Genomic DNA, 23,445 nt, shown 5'->3' with positions numbered 1-23,445 from the left:
AAATCGAAACTGAATACAAACAAAGGAAAATAATCGATCTTTACTATTAAATTAATTACTTGAAGTCTTGAATTGAGGGTATTATTGCCCGTTGTTGCGGGATAAATCTAAGTAGAACGAAGAAAAGCCATCAATATTTGATGACTCTAACCTATCTATCATTCATTTTCTCTATCTAATAAAACTAATATCCGTTCTAGGTCGTCTTCAGAGAAGAAATCAATTTCTATTTTCCCTTTACGCTTTCCTTTTTTTATCGTAACAGACGTTCCGAAGTAATTGCGTAGCGATTCCTCTCTCGACTTTAAAAATGGAGACTTAGCATCATTTGTTTTATTTGTTTCACGTGAAACATTATCATTAATTTTTTGAACAAGTCGTTCTAATTCTCGTACACTTAGTTTCTCCTGCAATACTTTCTCTATTAGAGGTGATAGTTTACTCTTATCTTTTACTCCTAGTAATGCTCTTCCATGCCCCATTGACAATTTTCCATCTTGAATGAGTTCTTGTACGACAGTAGGAAGTTGTAATAAACGAAGGTGGTTAGCTACATGGGGACGACTTTTCCCTAACCGAGTTGCGAGTTGCTCTTGAGTGACTTGTAAATGTTGCATTAGTTTTTCATAAGCAACCGCTTCCTCAATGGGATTTAAATCTTCTCGTTGTAAATTCTCGATAAGAGCTAATTCCATCATCTTCTCTTCTGTTAAATCTCTAGTGACGACGGGAACTGTTTTAAGACCTGCTTCGATTGCGGCGCGATACCTTCTTTCACCGACAACAATTTCATAGCCTTTTATACTTTTTCTAACAATTAGTGGTTGCAGGATCCCATAATTTTGAATAGATTCCTTCAACTCTTCTAATGATTTTTCTGAGAAATGTTTACGAGGCTGATACGGATTTGGACGTAACTCTTTTATATTTACTTCTTGTACCTTTTCTTCTTTTTCATTAGCTGCTTCTGGAAAAAAAGCTTGGAGCCCTTTACCTAACCCTTTGGCCATCAGCTACCACTTCCTTTGCTAATTCTAAATAGACTTCGGCACCTCTCGACTTTGGATCGTAAATAATGATAGGTTGTCCATGACTCGGTGCTTCGCTTAGTCTAACATTTCTTGGAATAATCGTTTCGAATACTTTCTCACGAAAATATTTCTTTACTTCATCGATGACTTGTATCCCAAGATTCGTTCTCGCATCCAACATCGTTAATAAAACACCTTCAATCGCCAATTCAGTATTTAAATGTTTTTGTACGAGCCTTACGGTATTTAATAACTGACTTAATCCTTCTAGAGCATAATACTCACATTGTACAGGGATAAGTACTGAGTCAGCTGCTGTTAAAGAATTGATCGTTAATAAACCTAATGAAGGAGGACAATCGATAATCATATAGTCATACTCTTCAGCCACTGTAGTTAATGCTCGTTTTAGCCGAACTTCACGAGAAATGGTAGGTACTAATTCTATTTCTGCACCAGAAAGCTGAATCGTTGAAGGAATAATATGAAGATTTTCTACATTGGTCATTTTTATGACCTCTTTTGCTGGAACATCTTCAACTAAAATGTCATAAACACATTGATCCACATCGCCTTTTTCAATTCCAGCACCACTCGTGGCGTTCCCTTGAGGATCAATATCTACTAGTAAAACCTTTTTCCCAATATATGCTAAGCAGGCGCTTAAATTAACTGCAGTTGTCGTTTTTCCAACCCCACCTTTCTGGTTGGCAACCGCAATGATTTTCCCCATGTCGACACCTTCTTTCTTCTCTAAAACACACTTTCAGTTTTATTTTATCATGAAATGTTTTTTATTGTTTTCTTTAATTGAAAATTTTTTCTTTTTTCCATCTATTCTCCTAAAAATCTACTTAATAGTTTCCCTTTATCGTTCCCTCTAAAAAAAATAATCTATCATAAAGATAGATTATTTCTTCGGTATCCGAATTGTAAATTGATAGAATTCATCGTTTTCTTCTTCTGCTGTATCAACGGTTAATCCCGTTTTCATAACCATGTCAACAGACTGTCTAATTGTATTCATCGCTATTCTCATGTCTTTCGAATACAGCTTATGTTTTGGTTTTTTCTTTTTATTTGGTGCATCAGCGGCTTCTAGTTTTGCCTTTACTCTTTCTTCGGTTTGCTTAACATTCAAGCCTTTTTCAATAATTTCTTCTAAGATCTGTTCTTGCCATTCAGCATTTTTCAGTGAAATTAACGCTCGAGCATGTCTTTCCGTAATTTTTCTTTCTAAGATTGCATCTTGAACAGACTGCGGCAAATGAAGCAATCGTAATTTATTGGCAATGGTGGACTGACCTTTTCCTAATCGTTGGGCAAGGCTTTCTTGTGTTAACCCATGCAATTCAAGGAGTTTCGCGTAAGCAACCGCTTCTTCAATTGCAGTTAACCCTTCACGTTGTAAATTTTCTATTAAAGCAACAGATGCTGTTTGCGAATCATTGAATTCTTTAATTATGGCAGGAATCGTTTCCCAACCAAGACTCGTGACTGCTCTCCAGCGTCTCTCACCAGCGATAATTTCATATTGATCGTCTCGTTTTCGAACAACAATGGGTTGGATGACCCCATGTGTTTTGATTGTTTGCGCTAATTCTTCAATTCTCTCATTATCAAAAACAGTACGTGGTTGAAATCGATTAGGCACAATTTCATGAATAGATATTTGCATAACTACTTCGCTTTCATCACGTGTTTCGCTTTCTTCTCTTGCTTCACCTGTTTCCACTTCTTCTTCATTTCTCTCTCCGAAGCCGAATAGGCGTGAAAACGGCTGTTTCATCGCCTGACACCACCTTCTGAATAATACCGTCTACTTATAGTATTTATTTCGATAGAATCGTACAAAGTTCCTGCTTTTATCTTATAAATCTTTTATATCTTTGTTTTTATATTCAAGTCAAGTTTTTCTTGCTAAATTCGCTGTTCCACGTGAAACAAGTATTCTTGAATATTCTTAAACTACTAACATTGTATAGGAATACTTAAGGTAAATTCTACCCTATTACATAATATTTATTTTCCAGTATGTGGATATCGTTGGTACTAATTACCTTTTCATATACATGTAGTTATACAAAAATGATTAGAGCTGCTGTGCTTTTTAGTAAAGTTCATTTCATTTACGCTATCTACAACAGCTCAACCTTAGTTTATTTCTCGAGAAATACTTTTGTTTCTATAAGATCGGTTGCTTATTTGGAGTACCTGGTTTTCTTGGGTATTTGTTCGGTGTTGATTTGAACTTCTCTACTATTATAATATGGCGTTCACTTTCTTCAATTGGTAGTATAAAACGTTCATCTTTTATTATCTTTCCACCTAAAAGTGAAATAGCCTTTTTCCCTTCTTTTACTTCTTCATTCGCTCCTGAACCCTTCATCGCTATAAACGTTCCATTTACTTTGGCTAAAGGAAGGCACAGCTCAGAAAGAACTGGCATCCTGGCTACCGCTCTTGCCATAACAATATCATACTTTTCACGGTGATCTTTGTTTTTTCCAAACAATTCAGCACGATCGTGATAGAAAGAAACATTATTTAAGTTTAAACTTTCAGCCAAGTGATTTAAAAATCCGATTCTTTTGTTTAACGAATCAACAATACTGACATGTAAATGAGGAAAACAAATTTTTAAGGGAATACTTGGGAAACCAGCTCCAGCTCCTACATCAATGATTTTTGCAGATTTAGAAAAGTCATGAAAAAATGCTGCTGATATTGAATCATAGAAATGCTTTAGGTAAACTTCATTTTCCTCTGTAATCGCCGTCAGGTTCATCTTCTCGTTCCACTCAACTAAGGTGTGATAATAAATATTAAATTGTTCAAGTTGTGTCGGCGAAAGAGAAATCCCCTTCCCCTCGATCATCTTTTGAAATTGTTCTTTACTCATAGGTCCTCCAAAAAGAAATGTTAAGATGGATTTACTTTCGCTAATTTACCTTGCTCCAAATAGATAAGTAAAATGGAGATATCGGCAGGGTTTACTCCCGACACACGGGAAGCTTGACCGACAGATAACGGACGGACTTGACTTAACTTTTGTTTTGCCTCTGTAGCTAAACTTGAAATTGCATGATAGTCAAGATCTTCTGGAATTTTTTTATCTTCCATTTTCATTGCTCGTTCTACTTGCTGCATTTGTTTGTCGATGTATCCTTCATATTTAACCTGAATCTCAACCTGTTCTGCAACGTCATCTGATATTTCTATTTCAGCTGGAACTAGCTGTTGGATATGAGTGTAATTAATTTCAGGTCTTTTTAGTAAATGAGATGCTCGGACTGCCTCGTGCAATGGTGAAGAATGTGCAGCAGCAAGCAACGTTTGAACTTCATCGCTCGGCTTAATCATAACCGCTTCTAATCGTTTCTTTTCTTCTTCAATCCGTTCTTTTTTCTGTTTAAATCGCTCATAGCGTTCTTCTGGAATAAGTCCAATCTCATACCCTAACTCTGTAAGTCTTAAGTCTGCATTGTCGTGACGCAGTAATAAGCGGTGTTCTGCACGAGATGTCAGTAAACGGTACGGCTCATTTGTCCCTTTTGTCACTAAATCATCAATTAATACACCAATATAAGCTTGCGACCTGTCAAGAATAAGGCCATCTTTTCCTTGTGAATATCTCGCAGCATTGATGCCTGCTACAATTCCTTGCCCTGCAGCCTCTTCATAACCAGAGGTTCCATTGATTTGACCTGCTGTATATAATCCAGCCACCTTTTTTGTTTCAAGCGTCGGCCATAATTGCGTTGGCACCATTGCATCGTACTCAATCGCATACCCTGGTCGCATCATTCTTACATTTTCAAGACCTGGAATTGACTTTAACATATTGAGTTGGACTTCTTCTGGTAAGCTCGTTGAAAAACCTTGTACATATACTTCATTCGTATTGCGTCCCTCAGGCTCTAGGAAAATTTGATGACGAGGTTTATCGTTAAAACGAACAACCTTATCTTCAATAGAAGGACAATATCTCGGTCCAGTTCCTTCTATTACTCCTGAGTACATTGGTGAACGATGTAAATTATTATTAATAATATGGTGAGTCTCTTCACTTGTATAAGTTAACCAACAAGGTAACTGATCTGTAATATACTTTGTTGTTTCATATGAAAATGATCGCGGTACATCGTCACCAGGCTGTATTTCCGTTTTCGAGTAATCAATGGTACTACTATTAACTCGTGGCGGTGTCCCTGTTTTAAATCGGACCATTTCAAATCCCAACTCTTTCAAATGATAGGAGAGCTTCACAGATGGCTGCATATTATTAGGGCCACTTTCGTACGCTAGATCACCAAGAATGATCTTTCCTCTTAAATACGTTCCCGTTGTAATAATAACAGCCTTAGACCGATATTGGGCACCTGTATTCGTAATAACTCCTTTACAAACACCATCTTCAACAATAAGATGGTCAACCATTCCTTGGCGAAGTAATAATTTTTCTTCTTCTTCAAGCGTTTTTTTCATTTCGTGTTGATACATAAATTTATCGGCTTGAGCTCGTAATGCGCGGACAGCAGGGCCTTTGCCTGTATTTAACATACGCATTTGAATATGGGTTTTATCAATATTTCGTCCCATCTCTCCACCTAATGCATCAATTTCACGAACAACGATTCCTTTCGCTGGTCCACCAACTGATGGATTACATGGCATGTACGCAACTGCATCTAAATTTAAAGTTAAAACGAGTGTGTTTGCCCCCATACGTGCGGCTGCAAGGGCCGCTTCACAGCCAGCATGACCAGCACCGATAACGATTACGTCAAACTCACCACCTTGATACTGCATGTGGTTTTCATCTCCTTTTCATCATTTACCTAAACAAAATTGGGAAAACAGTTGATCGATTAAACTTTCGTGAACACTGTCACCAATAATTTCACCCAGTAATTCCCATGTTCTTGTAATATCAATTTGAACCATATCAACAGGCATGCCATTTTCAATTGCTAAAATGGCTTCTTCAACTGACTTTTTAGCTTGAGTGAGTAAAGCAATATGACGTGAGTTGGATACATACGTAACATCTTCACCTTCAATCCCAGCAACAAAAAATAGTTCCTTAATGGCTTCTTCTAACTCATCGACACCTTCATCTCGTAATAAAGACGTTGTTACAATTGGTCGATCTATTACAAGCTGCTTTACACGATCAAGATCAATCTTTTTCTCTAAATCGGTTTTGTTTACGATAATAATTGCGTCCATACCTTTAATTGACTCTATCAATGCTTCATCTTCTTTTGTTAATTTCTCACTATAATTTAATACTAACAAAATTAGTTGTGCAGCTTTTAGAGCTTGCCTTGATCGTTCAACGCCAATCTTTTCGACAATATCTTCTGTTTCTCTAATACCTGCTGTATCAATTAAACGCAATGGGACACCTCGAACATTGACGTACTCTTCAATTACATCCCTAGTTGTACCTGGAATATCCGTTACAATTGCTTTATTTTCATGAACTAAGCTATTAAGTAAAGAAGATTTTCCGACGTTCGGTCTTCCTATAATTGCAGTTGCTAAACCTTCTCTAAGTATTTTCCCTTGTGCAGCCGTATCCAATAACTTTAAAATTTCCTCATGGACAAATTGAGCTTTTTCAAGTAATAAATGATTAGTCATTTCTTCTGCATCATATTCAGGATAATCGATATTCACTTCGACATGAGCAACCGTTTCTAATAAAGCTTGACGCAATGTTTTTATTTTTTTTGAAAGACGCCCATCTAATTGTCCGAGCGCTACGTTCATAGCACGATCTGTCTTCGCACGAATTAAATCAATAACCCCTTCCGCTTGCGATAGATCAATTCTACCATTTAAGAACGCACGTTTAGTAAATTCTCCTGGTTCGGCTAATCGTGCTCCCTCATTTAAAACAAGCTGCAAAACGCGATTAACGGAAACTAATCCACCGTGGCAATTAATTTCAACAATATTTTCACGAGTAAACGTTCTTGGACCTTTTAATACGGAAATCATTACTTCCTCTACCTTCTTTTCCGTACTCGGGTCAATAATATATCCATAATGGATCGTATGACTCTCTACTTCCATTAATCGGTGTTTTCCATTGTAAATTTTATCTGCAATTTGAATTGCATCGTCACCTGATAGTCTAACGATTGCAATTGCTCCCTCTCCCATCGGTGTTGAAATTGCAGCAATTGTGTCGAACTCCATTATGTCACCCCGTTTCGAACCTTGATGTTATTTATATTATAAAATCTTTTAATGTGTTGTCAGACCACATACTTCCCTAAATTAATAGAATACCACATATTTCCGATCAAAAAAAGATATCAACAACCCTCATTCTATTTTAACCTATATTGCCACAAGAAAAACTATCCACATGTGGATAGTTTAATTTATTTCTTAACTTTCTAATTTCTGACGCTAATCTCTAGTAATCAGGATTAACTTCCAAAAAACACAAAAAAGTGTCTGGCACTTCAAATTGCAATGAAGTGCCAGACACTTGAATGATCTTTATTTTACTGTTATAACAATATACCGCCGAGGTTCTTGACCTTCTGAATACGTTGCTATTCCTTTAATATTTTGAAGTGCAGTATGAATTACTTTCCGTTCATGAGCATGCATAGGCTCCAGCTTGACCGGTCTTTTCGTTTGGATCGCTTTCTTTGCCAGTCGCTCAGCTAATTGCTCTAGCGACTGTTTTCTGCGTTCACGATAGTTTTCTGCATCTAGACGTATACGTAAAAAGCCTTCTGAGTTGCGATTAGCCACTAAATTCACTAAATATTGAAGCGAATCCAATGTTTGTCCTCTTCTTCCAATCAGTGTTCCAATATGCTCACCCTGTAAGTCAAAAATGGTCTCCCGATTATCCGTTTTCGAGACAATATCCACTTGGACACCCATTTTTTCAATCAAGACTTGGAGAAAATCCCTAGCCTCTTCTATCGAATCGGGCTTTAATTCAACTTCAACCACTGCTGGCTTTCCGCCAAAAAGTCCAAATAATCCTTTTTGAGGATTTTCTATCACTTGAATTTCTACTTCTTCTCTCATTGCCTTTAGTTCTTCTAATGCTTTTTGAATAGCTTCTTCTATAGTTTTTCCAGATGCAGTCACTTTTTTCACTTTTTCTTTCCTCCTGCACTTACTGGTTCATCTTTTTTACCTACATTTGGTCCTGTAATAAAGTAGGTTTGTACAATCATAAATATATTACCGACTACCCAATACAACGATAATGCTGCTGGGAAGAACATCGCAAATACGAAAATCATAATTGGCATCATATATAATAAGATTTTCATTTGCGGATTGTCCGTTACCATCATCATCTTTTGCTGAATGAATGTTGTAATTCCTGCAATCAACGGTAATAGAATTGGATCTGGAACATCAAGATAGAACCATAAAAATTGTTGATGCCCTATTTCTTCTGTACGCATAATGGCGTGATAAAACGCCAGTAATATTGGCATTTGAATGAATAAAGGTAAACAACCAGCTAAAGGATTAACTCCTTTTTCCTGGAACATTTTCATCGTTTCTTGTTGAAGTTTTTGTTGGGTCTTTTGATCTTTTGCACTGTATTTCTCACGCAACTTTTGCATTTCTGGCTGAATCGCTTGCATCGCCTTTGCACTCTTCGTTTGTTTGATCATTAACGGAAGAATCAATGTACGTAGTAAGATAGTTACTACGATAATAGCCAAACCGAAACTATCATTAAATAAATCTGCAAAATAAATGATTAACCAAGATAACGGATATACAAGGTAGCGATCCCAAACACCAGTACTTTCAGCATTGATCGGCTCCTCTAAGTTAAAACAACCTGTAAGAAGCACAAGCATACTGACAAGTAACAAGGTTAAACCTAGCTTTCTTGACACCTATATTTCCTCCTTGTCATTCACCAAATCTATTTTTAAGAGGACATTCATATAAGGAAAGCATCCCTTCCATATATGAACAGACACAGTTAACAGAGGTTGAGTACCGCCTTTATCTCTTATTATCCTTTAATAACACACCAGCTTTTTTAGATACATGTATAAGACTTTTTTCCATCTCAAAAAAATCCATCTCTGCTGTCGGGTTACGAGCGATAACGACATAATCTTTATCCTGCAATAGCTTGTCTTCATACTGATGAAACCATTCACGCATAGCTCGTTTTATTCGGTTTCGCATCACGGCATTCCCAATTCGTTTACTTACAGATAACCCGATTCGAAAATGGTTTTGTCCCTCTTTATGAAGCGCATACAAGACAAATTGACGGTTAGCAACGGACTTCCCCTCATTAAATACTTTTGAGAACTCTTCATTTTTCTTAATTCGAAAAGCTTTCTTCATCCGTTACACCCCAACAATCAATAGTAACTATTACTTATTCTAAAAATACTTATTCTACAAAAAAAGAAATAACCCTACTAATTATTATCCTTTTTAGTGAAAAAGACCACTGAAGATTCCAGTGGCCTATGCAGATAATACTTTTCTCCCTTTACGACGACGACGAGCTAAAACTTTACGACCGCTTGGTGTGCTCATGCGTGCACGGAAGCCGTGAACTTTCTTACGCTTTCGGTTATTTGGTTGAAACGTTGGTTTTCCCATCTATAACACCTCCCTGAGGATATACTCAACATAGACATTCTTGTAAATTATAAGGAACTAACCATCCAATTGTCAAGTGTACCTTTATAATTCTACACCTGTTAAATCTTTCAAATGTATTACAAATAATTATATTAACTAGCCATCATTTGAAATTCGTATTCTATTTTCGGCTTGTGGATAACATTTATCGACATTTTTTGACTTCTCCTCAAACCTATGTACAGACTATACACATCATCTTGTGTTGTGGACAATTTTTAAACACAAGCACTAGTATACTGTGGATAAAGTGATAAAAGCGTTGCAACAGCTTGTATTTTTTGCTATTATATATTTGTTTTCACCCGTGGATAATTTTTTAAACTAAAATTTTATTCACAGGGTGTGGATAAAATTGTGGACAGTTATTAAAACCTGTTTATTATCTTGTCCACATGATGTTTATAATTATATATACGACGTTTTTCTACTATATTATACATTTCTCCACATAATATGTGTATTGCATACTTATACAATTACAAAAAAGTGCATTATACAAAGCTTGTACAGTAGAGGAAGGAAACTATCCTATAAAAACTTGGATAATAACCAAGTTTTTATTTAATTATTTCTGGAAACGGAATTCAAATCCCTAGAGAAAAGGAGGGAGCGATCATTGGAGAACATAAACGATTTATGGGACCGAGCTCTAGCTGCTATGGAAGCCAAAGTGAGTAAGCCTAGTTTTGAAACTTGGTTAAAGGCAACGAAAGCTAATAATATTGAAAGTGATACGATCATCATTACAGCACCAAATGAATTTGCAAGAGATTGGCTAGAGAATCGTTATTCTAGTATTATCTCTGAAACGTTAGAAGATATTACAGGATCTAGCTTGAACGTTAAATTTATTATTCCAAAAAATCAGTTAGAGGACGATTTTTTAATTGAACAAGAAGTAAAGAAGTTACCTAAAGAGCCGCTTCCATCTAATGGTGATATCCCTAAAAGTATGTTAAATCCGAAGTATACGTTTGATACGTTCGTAATTGGGTCTGGAAATCGCTTTGCACACGCAGCATCCTTGGCTGTTGCTGAAGCACCAGCAAAAGCTTACAACCCTTTATTTATCTATGGAGGAGTTGGATTAGGGAAAACACACTTAATGCATGCGATCGGTCATTATGTTATTGATCATAATCCAAATGCCAAAGTAGTCTATTTATCTTCTGAAAAATTTACCAATGAGTTTATTAACTCCATACGTGACAATAAAGCTGTTCATTTTCGCAATAAATATCGAAATGTCGATGTCCTATTAATAGATGATATTCAATTTTTAGCAGGAAAAGAACAAACACAAGAAGAGTTTTTCCATACATTCAATGCGTTACATGAAGAAAGTAAACAAATTGTCATTTCGAGCGACCGTCCACCGAAAGAAATTCCGACATTAGAAGACAGGTTGCGCTCACGTTTTGAGTGGGGATTAATTACGGATATTACACCTCCTGATTTAGAAACGAGAATTGCAATTTTAAGAAAAAAAGCAAAAGCTGAAAATTTAGATATTCCAAATGAAGTCATGCTTTATATAGCCAACCAAATCGACACAAATATTCGTGAATTAGAGGGAGCTCTTATCCGGGTTGTCGCGTATTCTTCCCTTATTAATCAAGATATGAATGCCGACTTAGCAGCTGATGCACTTAAAGATATTATTCCTAATTCTAAGCCAAAAGTGCTTACAATTATTGATATTCAAAAAACAGTTGGAGAACACTATAGTGTGAAATTAGATGATTTTAAAGCAAAAAAACGGACGAAATCCGTTGCTTTCCCTCGTCAAATTGCAATGTATTTGTCTCGTGAACTTACAGATTCATCACTACCTAAGATTGGTAGTGAATTTGGTGGGCGTGATCACACAACGGTTATTCATGCTCATGAAAAAATATCTAAATTATTAGCAGTTGATCACGAATTTCAGCAAAAAGTTCAAGAAATCATAGAGCAACTTAGAAATTAGGTTGTGACTTTTGTGAATAACTTATCACAGCCTATACACACATTATCCACATGTGTATAGGCTGTATCTCTCGGTTATTTTCCATTTATCCACATATTAACAGGCCCTATTACTATTACTACTACTTTTTTTAAATAAAAAATATATATATAAAGGTGATCAAATCATGCAATTTGTTATAAATAGAGATCGCTTCGTACATAGTGTCCAACATGTATCTAAAGCTGTATCTTCACGAACAACGATTCCGATATTAACAGGTATTAAAATTGTGGCTACAAAAGAAGGCGTTACGTTAACTGGTAGTGATTCAGATATCTCAATTGAAAGCTTTATACCAAGCGAAGAAAATGAAAAAGTACTTGTTGAAGTTTTAGCTGAAGGAAGTATTGTACTTCAAGCAAAATACTTCACAGAAATCGTAAAGAAATTACCTGAAGACCAAATTGAAATTACGGTACAAGATCAATTTGCCACAACCATTCGGTCAGGGTCTGCTGTTTTTAATTTAAATGGATTAGATCCTGAAGAATATCCACGGTTACCGCAAGTAGAGGAACATCACGTTTTTCGTCTTCCTCAAGACTTATTAAAAAACATTATTCGACAAACAGGGTTTGCGGTGTCCACTCAGGAAACGCGTCCGGTGTTGACAGGTGTAAACTTGACGGTCGAAAGTGGTGAATTGATCTGTACTGCAACAGATAGTCATCGATTAGCGTTAAGGAAAGCAAAAGTTGAAACGAATAATCAGGAATTAAGTTTTGAAAATGTTGTAATCCCAGGGAAAAGTTTAATTGAGTTAAGTAAAGTGTTAGAAGATACAGATGAATTAATTGACGTCGTCGTTACAGAAAGCCAAGTTTTGTTTCGTTTGAAAAATCTACTCTTCTTTTCGCGATTGTTGGATGGAAAGTATCCTGTAACGAAAAATATGATTCCAACACATTCAAAAACTGATTTTAAAATTAAAACCAAACCATTTTTACAAACATTAGAAAGGGCATTATTACTTTCAAGAGAAGGAAAGAATAATGTCATTAATTTAAAGACACTTGAAAATGATCAGATAGAAATTACTTCCATTACACCTGAAATAGGGAAAGTAACGGAAAAGATACAAAGTAGTCAGTTAACTGGTGAGGAGTTAAGGATCTCATTTAATGGGAAAAATGTTATTGATGCGCTGAAAGTTGTTGATTGCGATGAAATTCATATTGTTTTTACTGGCGCAATGAGTCCTTTCGTTATTCGACCAACAGAGCATGACTTAGCGTTACATTTATTTTCTCCAGTCCGTACGTATTAGAGTAAAAAGCTGCAAGCCAATGGCCTGCAGCTTTTTACTAAAAAAATAAAAATATGTATGAGTAGATTGTATTAAGTTCATGCCCAACTATTGGCGTTCTAGCAATAGTTTAGTACAATAGAGATAATGAACTTTAATTATTGATAAAAAAGTAAAGGTAAACGGATGAATAACAGCAATTAGCAGAAAAATTGCTGTTTTACTTTGTACTATAAAAAAAAAATTCAATTTTTACGAAAAGAAAGTGAGCGATCTTAATGCCTAAGGAAATCGTAATTGATTCTGAATTTATAACATTAGGTAAACTACTTAAAGAAATTGGGGTCATTGATACGGGTGGTATGGCGAAGTGGTTTTTATCTGAACACGAAGTCATTGTCAATGATGAATTAGAAAACCGTCGTGGAAAAAAATTATTTAATAATGATCAAATTACAATAACGTCAGTAGGTACTTTTAAAATAGTGGCCAGATCTTGAGGGGGATTTCCCTTTGCACATTAAAGAACTTGTAGTAACGAATTACCGTAATTATTCAAACGTAAATTTAAAGTTTGAAGACCAGGTCAATGTCATCTTAGGTGAAAATGCACAAGGTAAAACAAACTTAATTGAAGCCCTCTACGTGCTTGCAATGGCAAAGTCACATCGGACGGCTCGGGATAAAGAATTGATTCATTGGGATGAGGAGTTTGCCAAAATAGAAGGTAAGCTCGAAAGGCGGAATGGTCCGCTATCATTAGGTGTCATTATTTCATCAAAAGGGAAGAAAGTAAAAATAAATAGTCTTGAACAGCGGAAATTGAGTGAATATATCGGGGCGGCAAACGTCGTGATGTTCGCTCCAGAAGACTTAAATTTAGTTAAAGGTGCTCCTCAAGTGAGGAGACGTTTCATCGATATGGAAATTGGTCAAATCAATCCACTTTATATTTTCCATCTAGGAAAGTACCAAAAAATTCTCCAACAACGAAATCACCTTCTTAAAGAACTGCAAAAAAATAAAGGCGATAAAGTCATGCTTGATGTATTGACAGCTCAACTCGTTTCGGAGGCTGTAAAGGTCATTGCTAAACGATTTGAGTTCATTGGTTTGCTTCAAACATGGGCAGAAGCTATCCATAAGGAGATTAGTCGAGGAAAAGAATTATTAGCAATCCAATATAAACCATCTATTAACGTATCAGAAAAGATGGAATTGTCGAAAATAGAAGAAGAGCTCTATACCGGATTAGAAAAAGTAAAGGCAAGAGAGATCCAAAGAGGAACAACATTGGTTGGCCCCCACCGTGATGATATAGGATTTTTAGTTAATAAAATGGATGTGCAAACGTTTGGTTCACAAGGACAACAACGTACGACAGCATTGTCTGTTAAGTTAGCTGAAATTGAATTGATTCATTCAAAGGTTGGCGAGTATCCTATTCTTCTATTAGATGATGTGTTATCAGAACTAGATGATTATCGTCAGTCCCATTTATTAAATACGATCCAAGGAAAAGTACAAACATTTGTTACGACAACAAGTGTTGATGGGATTGATCATCAAACCTTAAAACAAGCCGCGACCTATGTGGTAAACCAAGGTAAAGTAGAGAAGAAGAACTGAGGTGATCTTTTGTTTATTCATTTAGGTGGAGATATTGTTATTCGCTCGAAAGATGTTGTTGCTATACTAAATAGTGATATGAAAGAGTCATCAGGAATAACGAAAGAATTTATTAACGCTCATTTTAAGGCTAATTATGTTTTTGAGATTTCAGAAGAAATGACAAAGTCAATTGTAATTACCAATGATCAGGTCTATTATTCCCCTATTTCTTCTGTAACATTAAAACGAAGAGCTCAAGTCGTTTCTGAGCTAGACAGTTATACCGATTAATCTATCTTTTGTAGATAGCAAGAAAAAATTGACAGTGGTTACCACTGATAAGAAGTGAAGGTGAAGAGATTGACGATTGAACAACAACATTCGTACGACGAAAGTCAAATACAGGTACTAGAAGGTTTAGAAGCCGTTAGAAAACGACCAGGAATGTATATTGGCTCAACTAGTATTCGTGGCTTACACCATTTAGTGTGGGAAATCGTTGATAATAGCATTGATGAAGCAATGGCTGGTTATTGTGATACCATTTCAATTACGATCGAAGAAGATAATGGTATCACAGTTGAAGATAATGGACGTGGGATTCCCGTAGGAATTCATGAGAAAATGGGAAAACCTGCAGTTGAAGTTATTATGACGGTTCTCCATGCTGGGGGAAAATTTGGTGGTGGAGGATATAAAGTCTCTGGTGGTTTACACGGTGTAGGTGCATCAGTTGTAAATGCTTTATCGAAACAATTGGATGTGACTGTTTTTCGCGAGGGAAAAATTCATTATCAAAAGTTCGAGCGTGGGGTTCCACAAGGTGAACTTGAAATTATTGGTGAAACTGAAAAGCGTGGAACAAAAGTTCATTTCAAGCCTGATCCTGAAATTTTTAAAGAAACGGTTGTTTATGAATACGATACATTAGCAACGAGAGTACGTGAAATAGCATTCTTGAATAGAGGACTAACGATTGAAATTAAAGATAAGCGTCCTGAAGGAAAAGAGGCTAAATTCTTTTATGAAGGTGGAATTGCTTCATTCGTTGAACACCTTAACAGAACAAAGGAAACTCTTCATGAAGAACCGATTTTTATTGAAGGTGAAAAAGAAGGGTTAACCGTTGAAATTGCCGTACAGTATAATGATGGATATACAGGTAATATATACTCATTTGCAAATAACATTAATACACATGAGGGAGGAACCCATGAGTCAGGCTTTAAAACAGGACTAACTCGTGTTATTAATGATTATGCAAGAAAGCAAAATTTATTTAAAGAGAATGATCCAAACCTAACAGGTGACGATGTACGTGAAGGATTAACAGCTATTATTTCAGTTAAAATACCTGATCCGCAATTTGAAGGTCAAACAAAGACAAAGTTAGGTAATAGTGAGGCTCGTACCATTACTGATTCTCTATTTTCAGAACATTTCGCTCGGTTTTTATCAGAAAACCCAAATGTCGCGAAGAAAATTGTCGAAAAAGGTTTAATGGCTTCTCGGGCTCGTGAAGCTGCTAAAAAAGCTCGCGAATTGACGAGGAGAAAAAGTGCTTTAGAAGTTAGTTCGTTACCAGGAAAGTTAGCTGATTGTTCATCTAAGGATGCTTCAATTAGTGAAATTTATATTGTTGAGGGTGACTCTGCTGGAGGATCTGCAAAACAAGGGCGTGATCGTCATTTTCAAGCAATTTTACCTTTACGTGGGAAAATCATTAATGTCGAAAAAGCTCGGTTGGATAAAATTTTAGCTAATAATGAAATTCGTGCGATTATCACTGCTCTAGGAACTGGAATTGGTGATGACTTTAATATTGAAAAAGCTCGTTATCATAAGATTATTATTATGACGGATGCCGATGTTGATGGGGCCCATATTCGTACTTTAATTTTAACGTTTTTCTATCGTTATATGCGCCCAATTATTGAAAAGGGCTATATTTATATTGCACAGCCTCCTTTATATAAAGTACAGCAGGGCCGAGATATTCAGTATGCCTATAATGAAAAAGAGTTAGAAAATATATTAAGTGAACTTCCTGATAAGTCAAAGCCTGGTATTCAACGATATAAAGGTTTAGGAGAAATGAATCCAGGGCAGCTTTGGGAAACAACTATGGATCCATCTACAAGAACAGTCTTACAGGTAACCTTAGAAGATGCTATGAAAGCAGACGAGATATTTGAAATACTGATGGGAGACAAGGTAGAACCGAGAAGAGATTTTATCCAGGAAAATGCTCAGTATGTTAAAAATTTAGATATCTAAATTACTAAAGTGTTTGCTCAAAAAGGAGGACAAAAAGATCCGAGAAACCTGAAAAAAATCTTTCTTGGACTTTTTGCACAATCTCTAAAATAAACCTTGCTCGAAACGGATATATTGGAGGTTTCAAATGGAAGAACAGGACCGCTCAAGAGTTAAAGAAATAAATATTAGTCAAGAGATGAAATCATCGTTTTTAGACTACGCTATGAGTGTTATCGTTAGCCGTGCATTACCAGATGTTCGCGATGGGTTAAAACCAGTTCATCGCCGGATTTTGTATGCGATGAATGAGCTAGGTATGACGTCTGACAAGGCGTATAAAAAGTCTGCCCGTATCGTTGGTGAGGTTATTGGTAAGTACCACCCTCATGGTGATTCGGCTGTTTACGAAACAATGGTTAGAATGGCGCAAGATTTTAGTTATCGTTATATGTTAATTGACGGACATGGAAACTTTGGTTCAGTAGATGGAGATGCAGCTGCTGCAATGCGTTATACAGAAGCAAGAATGTCTAAAATTTCAATGGAACTTGTTCGAGATATAAACAAAGATACGATTGATTACCAAGATAACTACGATGGTTCAGAAAGAGAGCCAGTTGTGTTACCTTCACGCTTTCCAAACCTTTTAGTCAATGGAACATCTGGAATTGCTGTTGGTATGGCAACCAATATTCCACCACATCAATTAGGCGAAGTTATTGATGGTGTACTAGAGTTAAGTCGAAATCCTGACATTAGTGTTGCTGAATTAATGGAGTTTATACCTGGGCCTGATTTCCCTACAGGAGCGGAAATTATTGGTATTTCAGGAATCAGAAAAGCTTATCAAACAGGTAGAGGTTCAATTACCCTACGTGCAAAGTCTCATATTGAAGAAATGCAAAATGGTAAGCAGCGAATTATTGTAACTGAGCTTCCGTATCAAGTGAACAAAGCAAAGCTAATTGAAAAAATAGCTGAACTCGTTCGTGATAAAAAAATCGACGGAATAACGGATCTTCGAGATGAATCCGACCGTACAGGTATGCGAATTGTTATTGAAGTGCGTCGTGATGCTAATTCGAATGTACTATTAAACAATTTATTCAAACAAACGGCACTTCAGACGAGTTATGGTATCAACTTATTAGCACTCGTGGGTGGACAACCTAAAGTGTTGAACTTAAAAGAATGCCTATACCATTATCTTGAACATCAAAAAGTAGTTATTCGTCGCCGTACAGCGTTTGAACTAAGAAAAGCTGAAGCGAGAGCCCATATCCTTGAAGGATTGCGAATTGCTTTAGATCATATTGATGAAATCATTTCACTCATTCGTGGTTCACAAACAACAGAAATTGCTCGTAATGGTTTAATGGAACAATTTAATTTAAGCTATGAACAAGCGCAAGCGATCCTAGATATGCGACTGCAACGATTAACGGGACTAGAACGAGATAAAATTGAAGCAGAATACGCTGAACTAGTTCAACGAATTGCGGAATTAAAAGCGATTCTAGCGGATCAAGAAAAAGTGTTAGAAATTATTCGTGAAGAATTAGTAGAAGTTAAAGAGAAGTTTAACGATGATCGTCGTACGATTATTTCAATTGGTGAAGAGTCATTTGAAGACGAAGATTTAATTCCGCGTCAAAATATTGTCATTACCCTATCACACAATGGCTACATCAAACGTCTACCAATTTCTACGTATCGCAGTCAAAAACGAGGCGGTAAAGGCATTCAAGGAATGGGAACGAACGACGATGACTTCGTTCAACACTTATTTACGACGAATTCTCATCATACCATTCTCTTTTTCACGAATAAAGGAAAGGTTTATCGCCTTAAAGGATATGAAATTCCAGAGCTAGGAAGAACCGCAAAGGGAATTCCAATTATTAATCTTCTCCAAATTGAAAAGGAAGAATATATAAGTACTGTTATTCCAATTGAAGAATTTGATGATAAGCACAATCTATTCTTTATGACAAAAGAAGGGATTTGTAAACGATCACCACTTTCTTATTTTGCCAATATTCGTAGAGGTGGATTATTTGCAATTAATTTGCGTGAAGAAGATGAGCTGCTAGGTGTACGTTTAACAGATGGTAATCAAGAGATTATCATCGGTACAAGAAGTGGATTAGCTATTCGTTTCCATGAAGAAGATGTTCGATTAATGGGACGTACGGCAACTGGTGTTAAAGGAATTACATTATCTGACGATGATCGAGTAGTTGGTATGGATATTATTGAATCGGATCATGATGTACTTATTGTTACAGAAAAAGGTTTCGGTAAACGTACAACGATTGACGATTATCGTATTCAACATCGAGGCGGTAAAGGAATTAAAACGTGTAACATTACGGATAAAAATGGCCCAGTCGTATCTTTAACGATTGTTTCAAATGATCATGACTTAATGATTATTACAACAGCTGGTATTATCATTCGTCTACATGTTAGTGAAATTTCACAAATGGGACGAAATACACAAGGGGTAACTCTCATTCGTGTCGGTGATGAGGGAGAAGTAGCAACGGTTGCTCGAGTTGATATCGATGATGAAGATATTGACGTTGTTGATGATGATGAAGAAAATGAGTTGAATGATGAAATACAATCGCAAGAAAATGTAAGTACAACTGAAGAGGAAGAATAAAAAAGAGAGGGGCAACCCTCTCTTTTTTTTAAAAACTAAAAGAGTGTGCTTCTGTCTTACATTTACTAGAAATAAAGCTTTGTTTACGTGAAACTGTCATTTATAATAGGTTTACATGGAATGGGAAATAAAGGAGAAAACGATGAAAGTAAAGAGGAATCAGTTGCAAGAAGGTTGTATTGTTGCTAATGACATTTTTTTATTATCTCATCAACCGTTTATAAAAAAAAATACGGTCTTAACAAAAGAAATGTTAGAAATCATTAATATTTTTCTAATAGATACGATTGACGTAGAAACAAAATTAGTAACGGGAGAACGATTTATTCCTGTAGAAGAAGTCCATGAGGGTGATATTCGACAGAACGTAATTAAGGAAGATGAATTTAGTACAATGTATCTTTCTGCTGTTCAAAATTATAAAAAGTACTTTTTAGGATGGCAATCGGGGTTAAAAGTTAATATAACTGATATTCGTAGCCTATTTTTACCTTTGTTTGAAAATGCAATGATATACCAAAGTGAAATTTTTAAATTACATCACTACTCAACAAAAAAGGACTATTTGTATCATCATGCAGTTTTTGTGGGTATTCTTTCAGCACTAATCGCTAAAAGTTTAAACTACACAAAAGCAGAATGGATACAAGTTGGGTTGGCTGGTGTAATGGCTGATATAGGTATGTCAAAAGTCTCTATTAAAATTCTAGAAAAAGTGGGACCATTATCAAATGAGGAATTTGAAGAAGTGAAAAAGCATCCTATTAAAAGCTATAACATGTTAAAAGGACAGAAAACGATAACTGATACTGTATTATTAACCATACTTCAACACCATGAACGTATAGATGGGTCGGGGTATCCAATGGGAGTGGAGTCTAATAAAATTCATGTATTTAGTCAAATTGTGGCTGTTGCCGATGTCTATCATGCTATGACATCCGAGAGACATTATCGGACAAAACAATCAGCCTTTAAAGTATTAGAAGCTTTAAGACAAGATGAGTTCGGAAAATTCCAACCAATTGTTGTAGATTCTCTAACGAATGTGCTGATGAAATATTCTATTGGGACTCAGGTTCGTCTTAATAATGGAGAAATAGGTGAAATCATCTTTATAAACCAACAGAATTTAACTCGGCCCATGGTAAAGTTGAAAAGCTCTGGTGAGATTATTAACCTTTGTCTTCAAACAAAACTATATATTGATGATGTTTTATTTTAATTATTTTAAGAAAAAGTATTGCAACATAGTTTTGTTCGTGATATATTATTACTTGTCGCTGACGAGATAGCGCAAACGAAAAAAACTGATTGACACTAACAAGTTGATCTGTTATGATAATAAAGTTGCTATCAAAACAGCAAACGAGTTCTTTGAAAACTGAACAAAAAGCCAAGCGAAATAAAGAGATACATGATATCTCGTCAATGTTTTAAAAACGTCACGTTTGTGACAATGAGCTTAATCAAACACTTTATTGGAGAGTTTGATCCTGGCTCAGGACGAACGCTGGCGGCGTGCCTAATACATGCAAGTCGAGCGGACCTTTCAAGAGCTTGCTCTTGAAAAGTTAGCGGCGGACGGGTGAGTAACACGTGGGCAACCTGCCCTGTAGACTGGGATAACTTCGGGAAACCGGAGCTAATACTGGATAATCAATAACATCACATGGTGTTATTGTAAAAGTTGGGAATTCTAACACTACGGGATGGGCCCGCGGCGCATTAGCTAGTTGGTGAGGTAATGGCTCACCAAGGCGACGATGCGTAGCCGACCTGAGAGGGTGATCGGCCACACTGGGACTGAGACACGGCCCAGACTCCTACGGGAGGCAGCAGTAGGGAATCTTCCGCAATGGACGAAAGTCTGACGGAGCAACGCCGCGTGAGTGATGAAGGCCTTCGGGTCGTAAAGCTCTGTTGTTAGGGAAGAACAAGTACCGTTCGAATAGGGCGGTACCTTGACGGTACCTAACCAGAAAGCCACGGCTAACTACGTGCCAGCAGCCGCGGTAATACGTAGGTGGCAAGCGTTGTCCGGAATTATTGGGCGTAAAGCGCGCGCAGGCGGTCTTTTAAGTCTGATGTGAAAGCCCACGGCTCAACCGTGGAGGGTCATTGGAAACTGGAAGACTTGAGTACAGAAGAGGAGAGTGGAATTCCACGTGTAGCGGTGAAATGCGTAGAGATGTGGAGGAACACCAGTGGCGAAGGCGACTCTCTGGTCTGTAACTGACGCTGAGGCGCGAAAGCGTGGGGAGCAAACAGGATTAGATACCCTGGTAGTCCACGCCGTAAACGATGAGTGCTAGGTGTTAGGGGTTTCGATGCCCTTAGTGCCGAAGTTAACACATTAAGCACTCCGCCTGGGGAGTACGGCCGCAAGGCTGAAACTCAAAGGAATTGACGGGGGCCCGCACAAGCGGTGGAGCATGTGGTTTAATTCGAAGCAACGCGAAGAACCTTACCAGGTCTTGACATCCCTTGACACCTCTGGAGACAGAGCGTTCCCCTTCGGGGGACAAGGTGACAGGTGGTGCATGGTTGTCGTCAGCTCGTGTCGTGAGATGTTGGGTTAAGTCCCGCAACGAGCGCAACCCTTGATCTTAGTTGCCAGCATTTAGTTGGGCACTCTAAGGTGACTGCCGGTGACAAACCGGAGGAAGGTGGGGATGACGTCAAATCATCATGCCCCTTATGACCTGGGCTACACACGTGCTACAATGGATGGTACAAAGGGCAGCGAAACCGCGAGGTCGAGCCAATCCCATAAAACCATTCTCAGTTCGGATTGTAGGCTGCAACTCGCCTACATGAAGCCGGAATCGCTAGTAATCGCGGATCAGCATGCCGCGGTGAATACGTTCCCGGGCCTTGTACACACCGCCCGTCACACCACGAGAGTTTGTAACACCCGAAGTCGGTGGGGTAACCTTTTGGAGCCAGCCGCCTAAGGTGGGACAGATGATTGGGGTGAAGTCGTAACAAGGTAGCCGTATCGGAAGGTGCGGCTGGATCACCTCCTTTCTATGGAGTATTTACTCTAGTCGATGCATACTTCGGGTATGTACGCTTTGGTCTTTTTTGTTCAGTTTTGAGAGAACTCAAAACTCTCTGATTTACTTTTTGCATCTGTGTCTACGAGCAACGCTTCGAAGTAAGCTTCCTCGATGCAAGGCTGCAAGAAGTATAACTTAGATGACTGTTCAAGTTGTAATTGAAGTCAGTTGCCTTGTTCAGTTTTGAAAGAATTTAATTCTTTCAATTGATATATTTTTAATTTAAGTGACGAATTAGAAGCAAGGAGTACGAGGCGGCAAGTTCTCGAGTAGCGGAATGTACGTTTAAAGTGTACATGAGCAACGCAGAGAGCGCAGCCAACGAAGTAATCCGCCGCTTATCATTCGTCAGTGGTTCTTTGAAAACTGGATAATGACTAGAAATGACATCAAGATTTCACTGGGTTGCACTTTGTGTAACCAAGAGTAACTTGAGTCGTCAAGAATTCAACAACCTTTATAGTTTATTAATTTTTTAGGTTAAGCTAGAAAGGGCGCACGGTGAATGCCTTGGCACTAGGAGCCGAAGAAGGACGCGACGAACAGCGAAATGCCTCGGGGAGCTGTAAGTAAGCTTTGATCCGGGGATATCCGAATGGGGGAACCCACTATCCGTAATGGGATGGTACCCATACCTGAATACATAGGGTATGAGGAGGCAGACCTGGGGAACTGAAACATCTAAGTACCCAGAGGAAGAGAAAGCAAATGCGATTTCCTGAGTAGCGGCGAGCGAAACGGAATTAGCCCAAACCAAGAGGCTTGCCTCTTGGGGTTGTAGGACGTCTCACATGGAGTAAGAAAAGACGATCATAGGCGAAGCGGTCTGGAAAGACCCGTCAGAGAAGGTAACAACCCTGTAGCCAAAATGATCGTCTCTC

18 protein-coding genes and 1 rRNA gene are annotated in these 23,445 nt (G+C 37.4%); 9 read left to right on the top strand and 10 right to left on the bottom strand.

Annotation, left to right across the window (positions count from 1 at the left end; translation table 11 throughout):
- Positions 1-158: 158 nt before the first annotated feature.
- The 10 genes from BK574_RS18275 to rpmH form a co-directional block, all read right to left on the bottom strand.
- A complete protein-coding gene (locus BK574_RS18275; protein WP_078429558.1) occupies positions 159-1,010 on the bottom strand; it encodes a ParB/RepB/Spo0J family partition protein in 852 nt (283 codons plus the stop codon).
- Positions 991-1,764, bottom strand: a complete 774-nt coding sequence (locus BK574_RS18270) for a ParA family protein (protein ID WP_075385142.1) — start codon at positions 1,762-1,764, stop codon at positions 991-993. Before BK574_RS18270 ends, BK574_RS18275 begins: the two co-directional genes overlap by 20 nt.
- 177 nt (positions 1,765-1,941) lie before the next feature.
- Positions 1,942-2,820 (bottom strand): nucleoid occlusion protein, encoded by an 879-nt coding sequence (gene noc, locus BK574_RS18265; RefSeq protein WP_078429557.1) that lies wholly within the window; start codon positions 2,818-2,820, stop codon positions 1,942-1,944.
- A 396-nt stretch (positions 2,821-3,216) separates the two neighbouring features.
- Positions 3,217-3,933, bottom strand: a complete 717-nt coding sequence (rsmG, locus tag BK574_RS18260; protein WP_075385140.1) for a 16S rRNA (guanine(527)-N(7))-methyltransferase RsmG — start codon at positions 3,931-3,933, stop codon at positions 3,217-3,219.
- 20 nt (positions 3,934-3,953) lie between these two features.
- Positions 3,954-5,843, bottom strand: a complete 1,890-nt coding sequence (mnmG, locus tag BK574_RS18255) for a tRNA uridine-5-carboxymethylaminomethyl(34) synthesis enzyme MnmG (RefSeq protein ID WP_075385139.1) — start codon at positions 5,841-5,843, stop codon at positions 3,954-3,956.
- Positions 5,844-5,864: 21 nt separating this feature from the next.
- Complete coding sequence (gene mnmE, locus BK574_RS18250) at positions 5,865-7,241, bottom strand: tRNA uridine-5-carboxymethylaminomethyl(34) synthesis GTPase MnmE (protein WP_078429556.1); 1,377 nt, start codon at positions 7,239-7,241, stop codon at positions 5,865-5,867.
- A gap of 309 nt (positions 7,242-7,550) precedes the next feature.
- On the bottom strand, positions 7,551-8,168 hold the full coding sequence (gene jag, locus BK574_RS18245; protein WP_078429555.1) for an RNA-binding cell elongation regulator Jag/EloR: 618 nt from the start codon (positions 8,166-8,168) through the stop codon (positions 7,551-7,553).
- The gene (gene spoIIIJ / locus BK574_RS18240; protein ID WP_075385136.1) at positions 8,165-8,932 is read right to left on the bottom strand and encodes a YidC family membrane integrase SpoIIIJ; all 768 of its coding nucleotides are present in this window, start codon (positions 8,930-8,932) and stop codon (positions 8,165-8,167) included. The genes jag and spoIIIJ overlap by 4 nt, the downstream gene beginning before the upstream one ends.
- 112 nt (positions 8,933-9,044) lie before the next feature.
- Positions 9,045-9,398, bottom strand: coding sequence for a ribonuclease P protein component (rnpA, locus tag BK574_RS18235; protein WP_078429554.1), 354 nt, complete (start codon positions 9,396-9,398; stop codon positions 9,045-9,047).
- A 126-nt stretch (positions 9,399-9,524) separates the two neighbouring features.
- Entirely contained in the window at positions 9,525-9,662 is a 138-nt protein-coding gene (rpmH, locus tag BK574_RS18230; RefSeq protein WP_075385134.1) for a 50S ribosomal protein L34, read from the bottom strand.
- Positions 9,663-10,323: 661 nt separating this feature from the next.
- Here rpmH and dnaA point away from each other — a divergent pair.
- The 9 genes from dnaA (at position 10,324) to BK574_RS18185 (ending at position 22,532) form a co-directional block, all read left to right on the top strand.
- Positions 10,324-11,676 (top strand): chromosomal replication initiator protein DnaA, encoded by a 1,353-nt coding sequence (gene dnaA, locus BK574_RS18225; protein ID WP_078429553.1) that lies wholly within the window; start codon positions 10,324-10,326, stop codon positions 11,674-11,676.
- Between the two features lie 166 nt (positions 11,677-11,842).
- Entirely contained in the window at positions 11,843-12,985 is a 1,143-nt protein-coding gene (gene dnaN, locus BK574_RS18220; RefSeq protein WP_078429546.1) for a DNA polymerase III subunit beta, read from the top strand.
- A 257-nt stretch (positions 12,986-13,242) separates the two neighbouring features.
- Positions 13,243-13,464, top strand: a complete 222-nt coding sequence (gene yaaA / locus BK574_RS18215; protein WP_078429545.1) for a S4 domain-containing protein YaaA — start codon at positions 13,243-13,245, stop codon at positions 13,462-13,464.
- A 13-nt stretch (positions 13,465-13,477) separates the two neighbouring features.
- Positions 13,478-14,593, top strand: a complete 1,116-nt coding sequence (recF, locus tag BK574_RS18210; protein ID WP_078429543.1) for a DNA replication/repair protein RecF — start codon at positions 13,478-13,480, stop codon at positions 14,591-14,593.
- A gap of 9 nt (positions 14,594-14,602) precedes the next feature.
- Complete coding sequence (gene remB / locus BK574_RS18205) at positions 14,603-14,866, top strand: extracellular matrix regulator RemB (RefSeq protein WP_078429542.1); 264 nt, start codon at positions 14,603-14,605, stop codon at positions 14,864-14,866.
- A gap of 75 nt (positions 14,867-14,941) precedes the next feature.
- Positions 14,942-16,852, top strand: a complete 1,911-nt coding sequence (gene gyrB, locus BK574_RS18200; protein ID WP_420796997.1) for a DNA topoisomerase (ATP-hydrolyzing) subunit B — start codon at positions 14,942-14,944, stop codon at positions 16,850-16,852.
- A 127-nt stretch (positions 16,853-16,979) separates the two neighbouring features.
- Positions 16,980-19,502 carry a DNA gyrase subunit A gene (gene gyrA, locus BK574_RS18195; RefSeq protein ID WP_075385127.1) on the top strand — a complete coding sequence of 841 codons (2,523 nt, stop codon included), beginning with the start codon at positions 16,980-16,982 and terminating at the stop codon, positions 19,500-19,502.
- A gap of 142 nt (positions 19,503-19,644) precedes the next feature.
- On the top strand, positions 19,645-20,727 hold the full coding sequence (locus BK574_RS18190) for an HD-GYP domain-containing protein (RefSeq protein WP_078429539.1): 1,083 nt from the start codon (positions 19,645-19,647) through the stop codon (positions 20,725-20,727).
- A gap of 253 nt (positions 20,728-20,980) precedes the next feature.
- Positions 20,981-22,532, top strand: a 16S ribosomal RNA gene (locus BK574_RS18185).
- Positions 22,533-23,445 lie beyond the last annotated feature (913 nt).

It is taken from the genome of Alkalihalobacterium alkalinitrilicum (genome assembly GCF_002019605.1).
Classification (GTDB): Bacteria; Bacillota; Bacilli; order Bacillales; family Bacillaceae_F; genus Alkalihalobacterium; species Alkalihalobacterium alkalinitrilicum.
This window is presented reverse-complemented; position numbering and strand designations above follow the sequence as displayed.

Coding starts and splice junctions, on each gene's coding strand:
- BK574_RS18275 (WP_078429558.1), bottom strand. CDS start 1,010: ATGGCCAAAGGGTTAGGTAAAGGGCTCCAAGCTTTTTTTCCAGAAGCA.
- BK574_RS18270 (WP_075385142.1), bottom strand. CDS start 1,764: ATGGGGAAAATCATTGCGGTTGCCAACCAGAAAGGTGGGGTTGGAAAA.
- noc (WP_078429557.1), bottom strand. CDS start 2,820: ATGAAACAGCCGTTTTCACGCCTATTCGGCTTCGGAGAGAGAAATGAA.
- rsmG (WP_075385140.1), bottom strand. CDS start 3,933: ATGAGTAAAGAACAATTTCAAAAGATGATCGAGGGGAAGGGGATTTCT.
- mnmG (WP_075385139.1), bottom strand. CDS start 5,843: ATGCAGTATCAAGGTGGTGAGTTTGACGTAATCGTTATCGGTGCTGGT.
- mnmE (WP_078429556.1), bottom strand. CDS start 7,241: ATGGAGTTCGACACAATTGCTGCAATTTCAACACCGATGGGAGAGGGA.
- rnpA (WP_078429554.1), bottom strand. CDS start 9,398: ATGAAGAAAGCTTTTCGAATTAAGAAAAATGAAGAGTTCTCAAAAGTA.
- rpmH (WP_075385134.1), bottom strand. CDS start 9,662: ATGGGAAAACCAACGTTTCAACCAAATAACCGAAAGCGTAAGAAAGTT.
- dnaN (WP_078429546.1), top strand. CDS start 11,843: ATGCAATTTGTTATAAATAGAGATCGCTTCGTACATAGTGTCCAACAT.
- yaaA (WP_078429545.1), top strand. CDS start 13,243: ATGCCTAAGGAAATCGTAATTGATTCTGAATTTATAACATTAGGTAAA.
- gyrA (WP_075385127.1), top strand. CDS start 16,980: ATGGAAGAACAGGACCGCTCAAGAGTTAAAGAAATAAATATTAGTCAA.
- BK574_RS18190 (WP_078429539.1), top strand. CDS start 19,645: ATGAAAGTAAAGAGGAATCAGTTGCAAGAAGGTTGTATTGTTGCTAAT.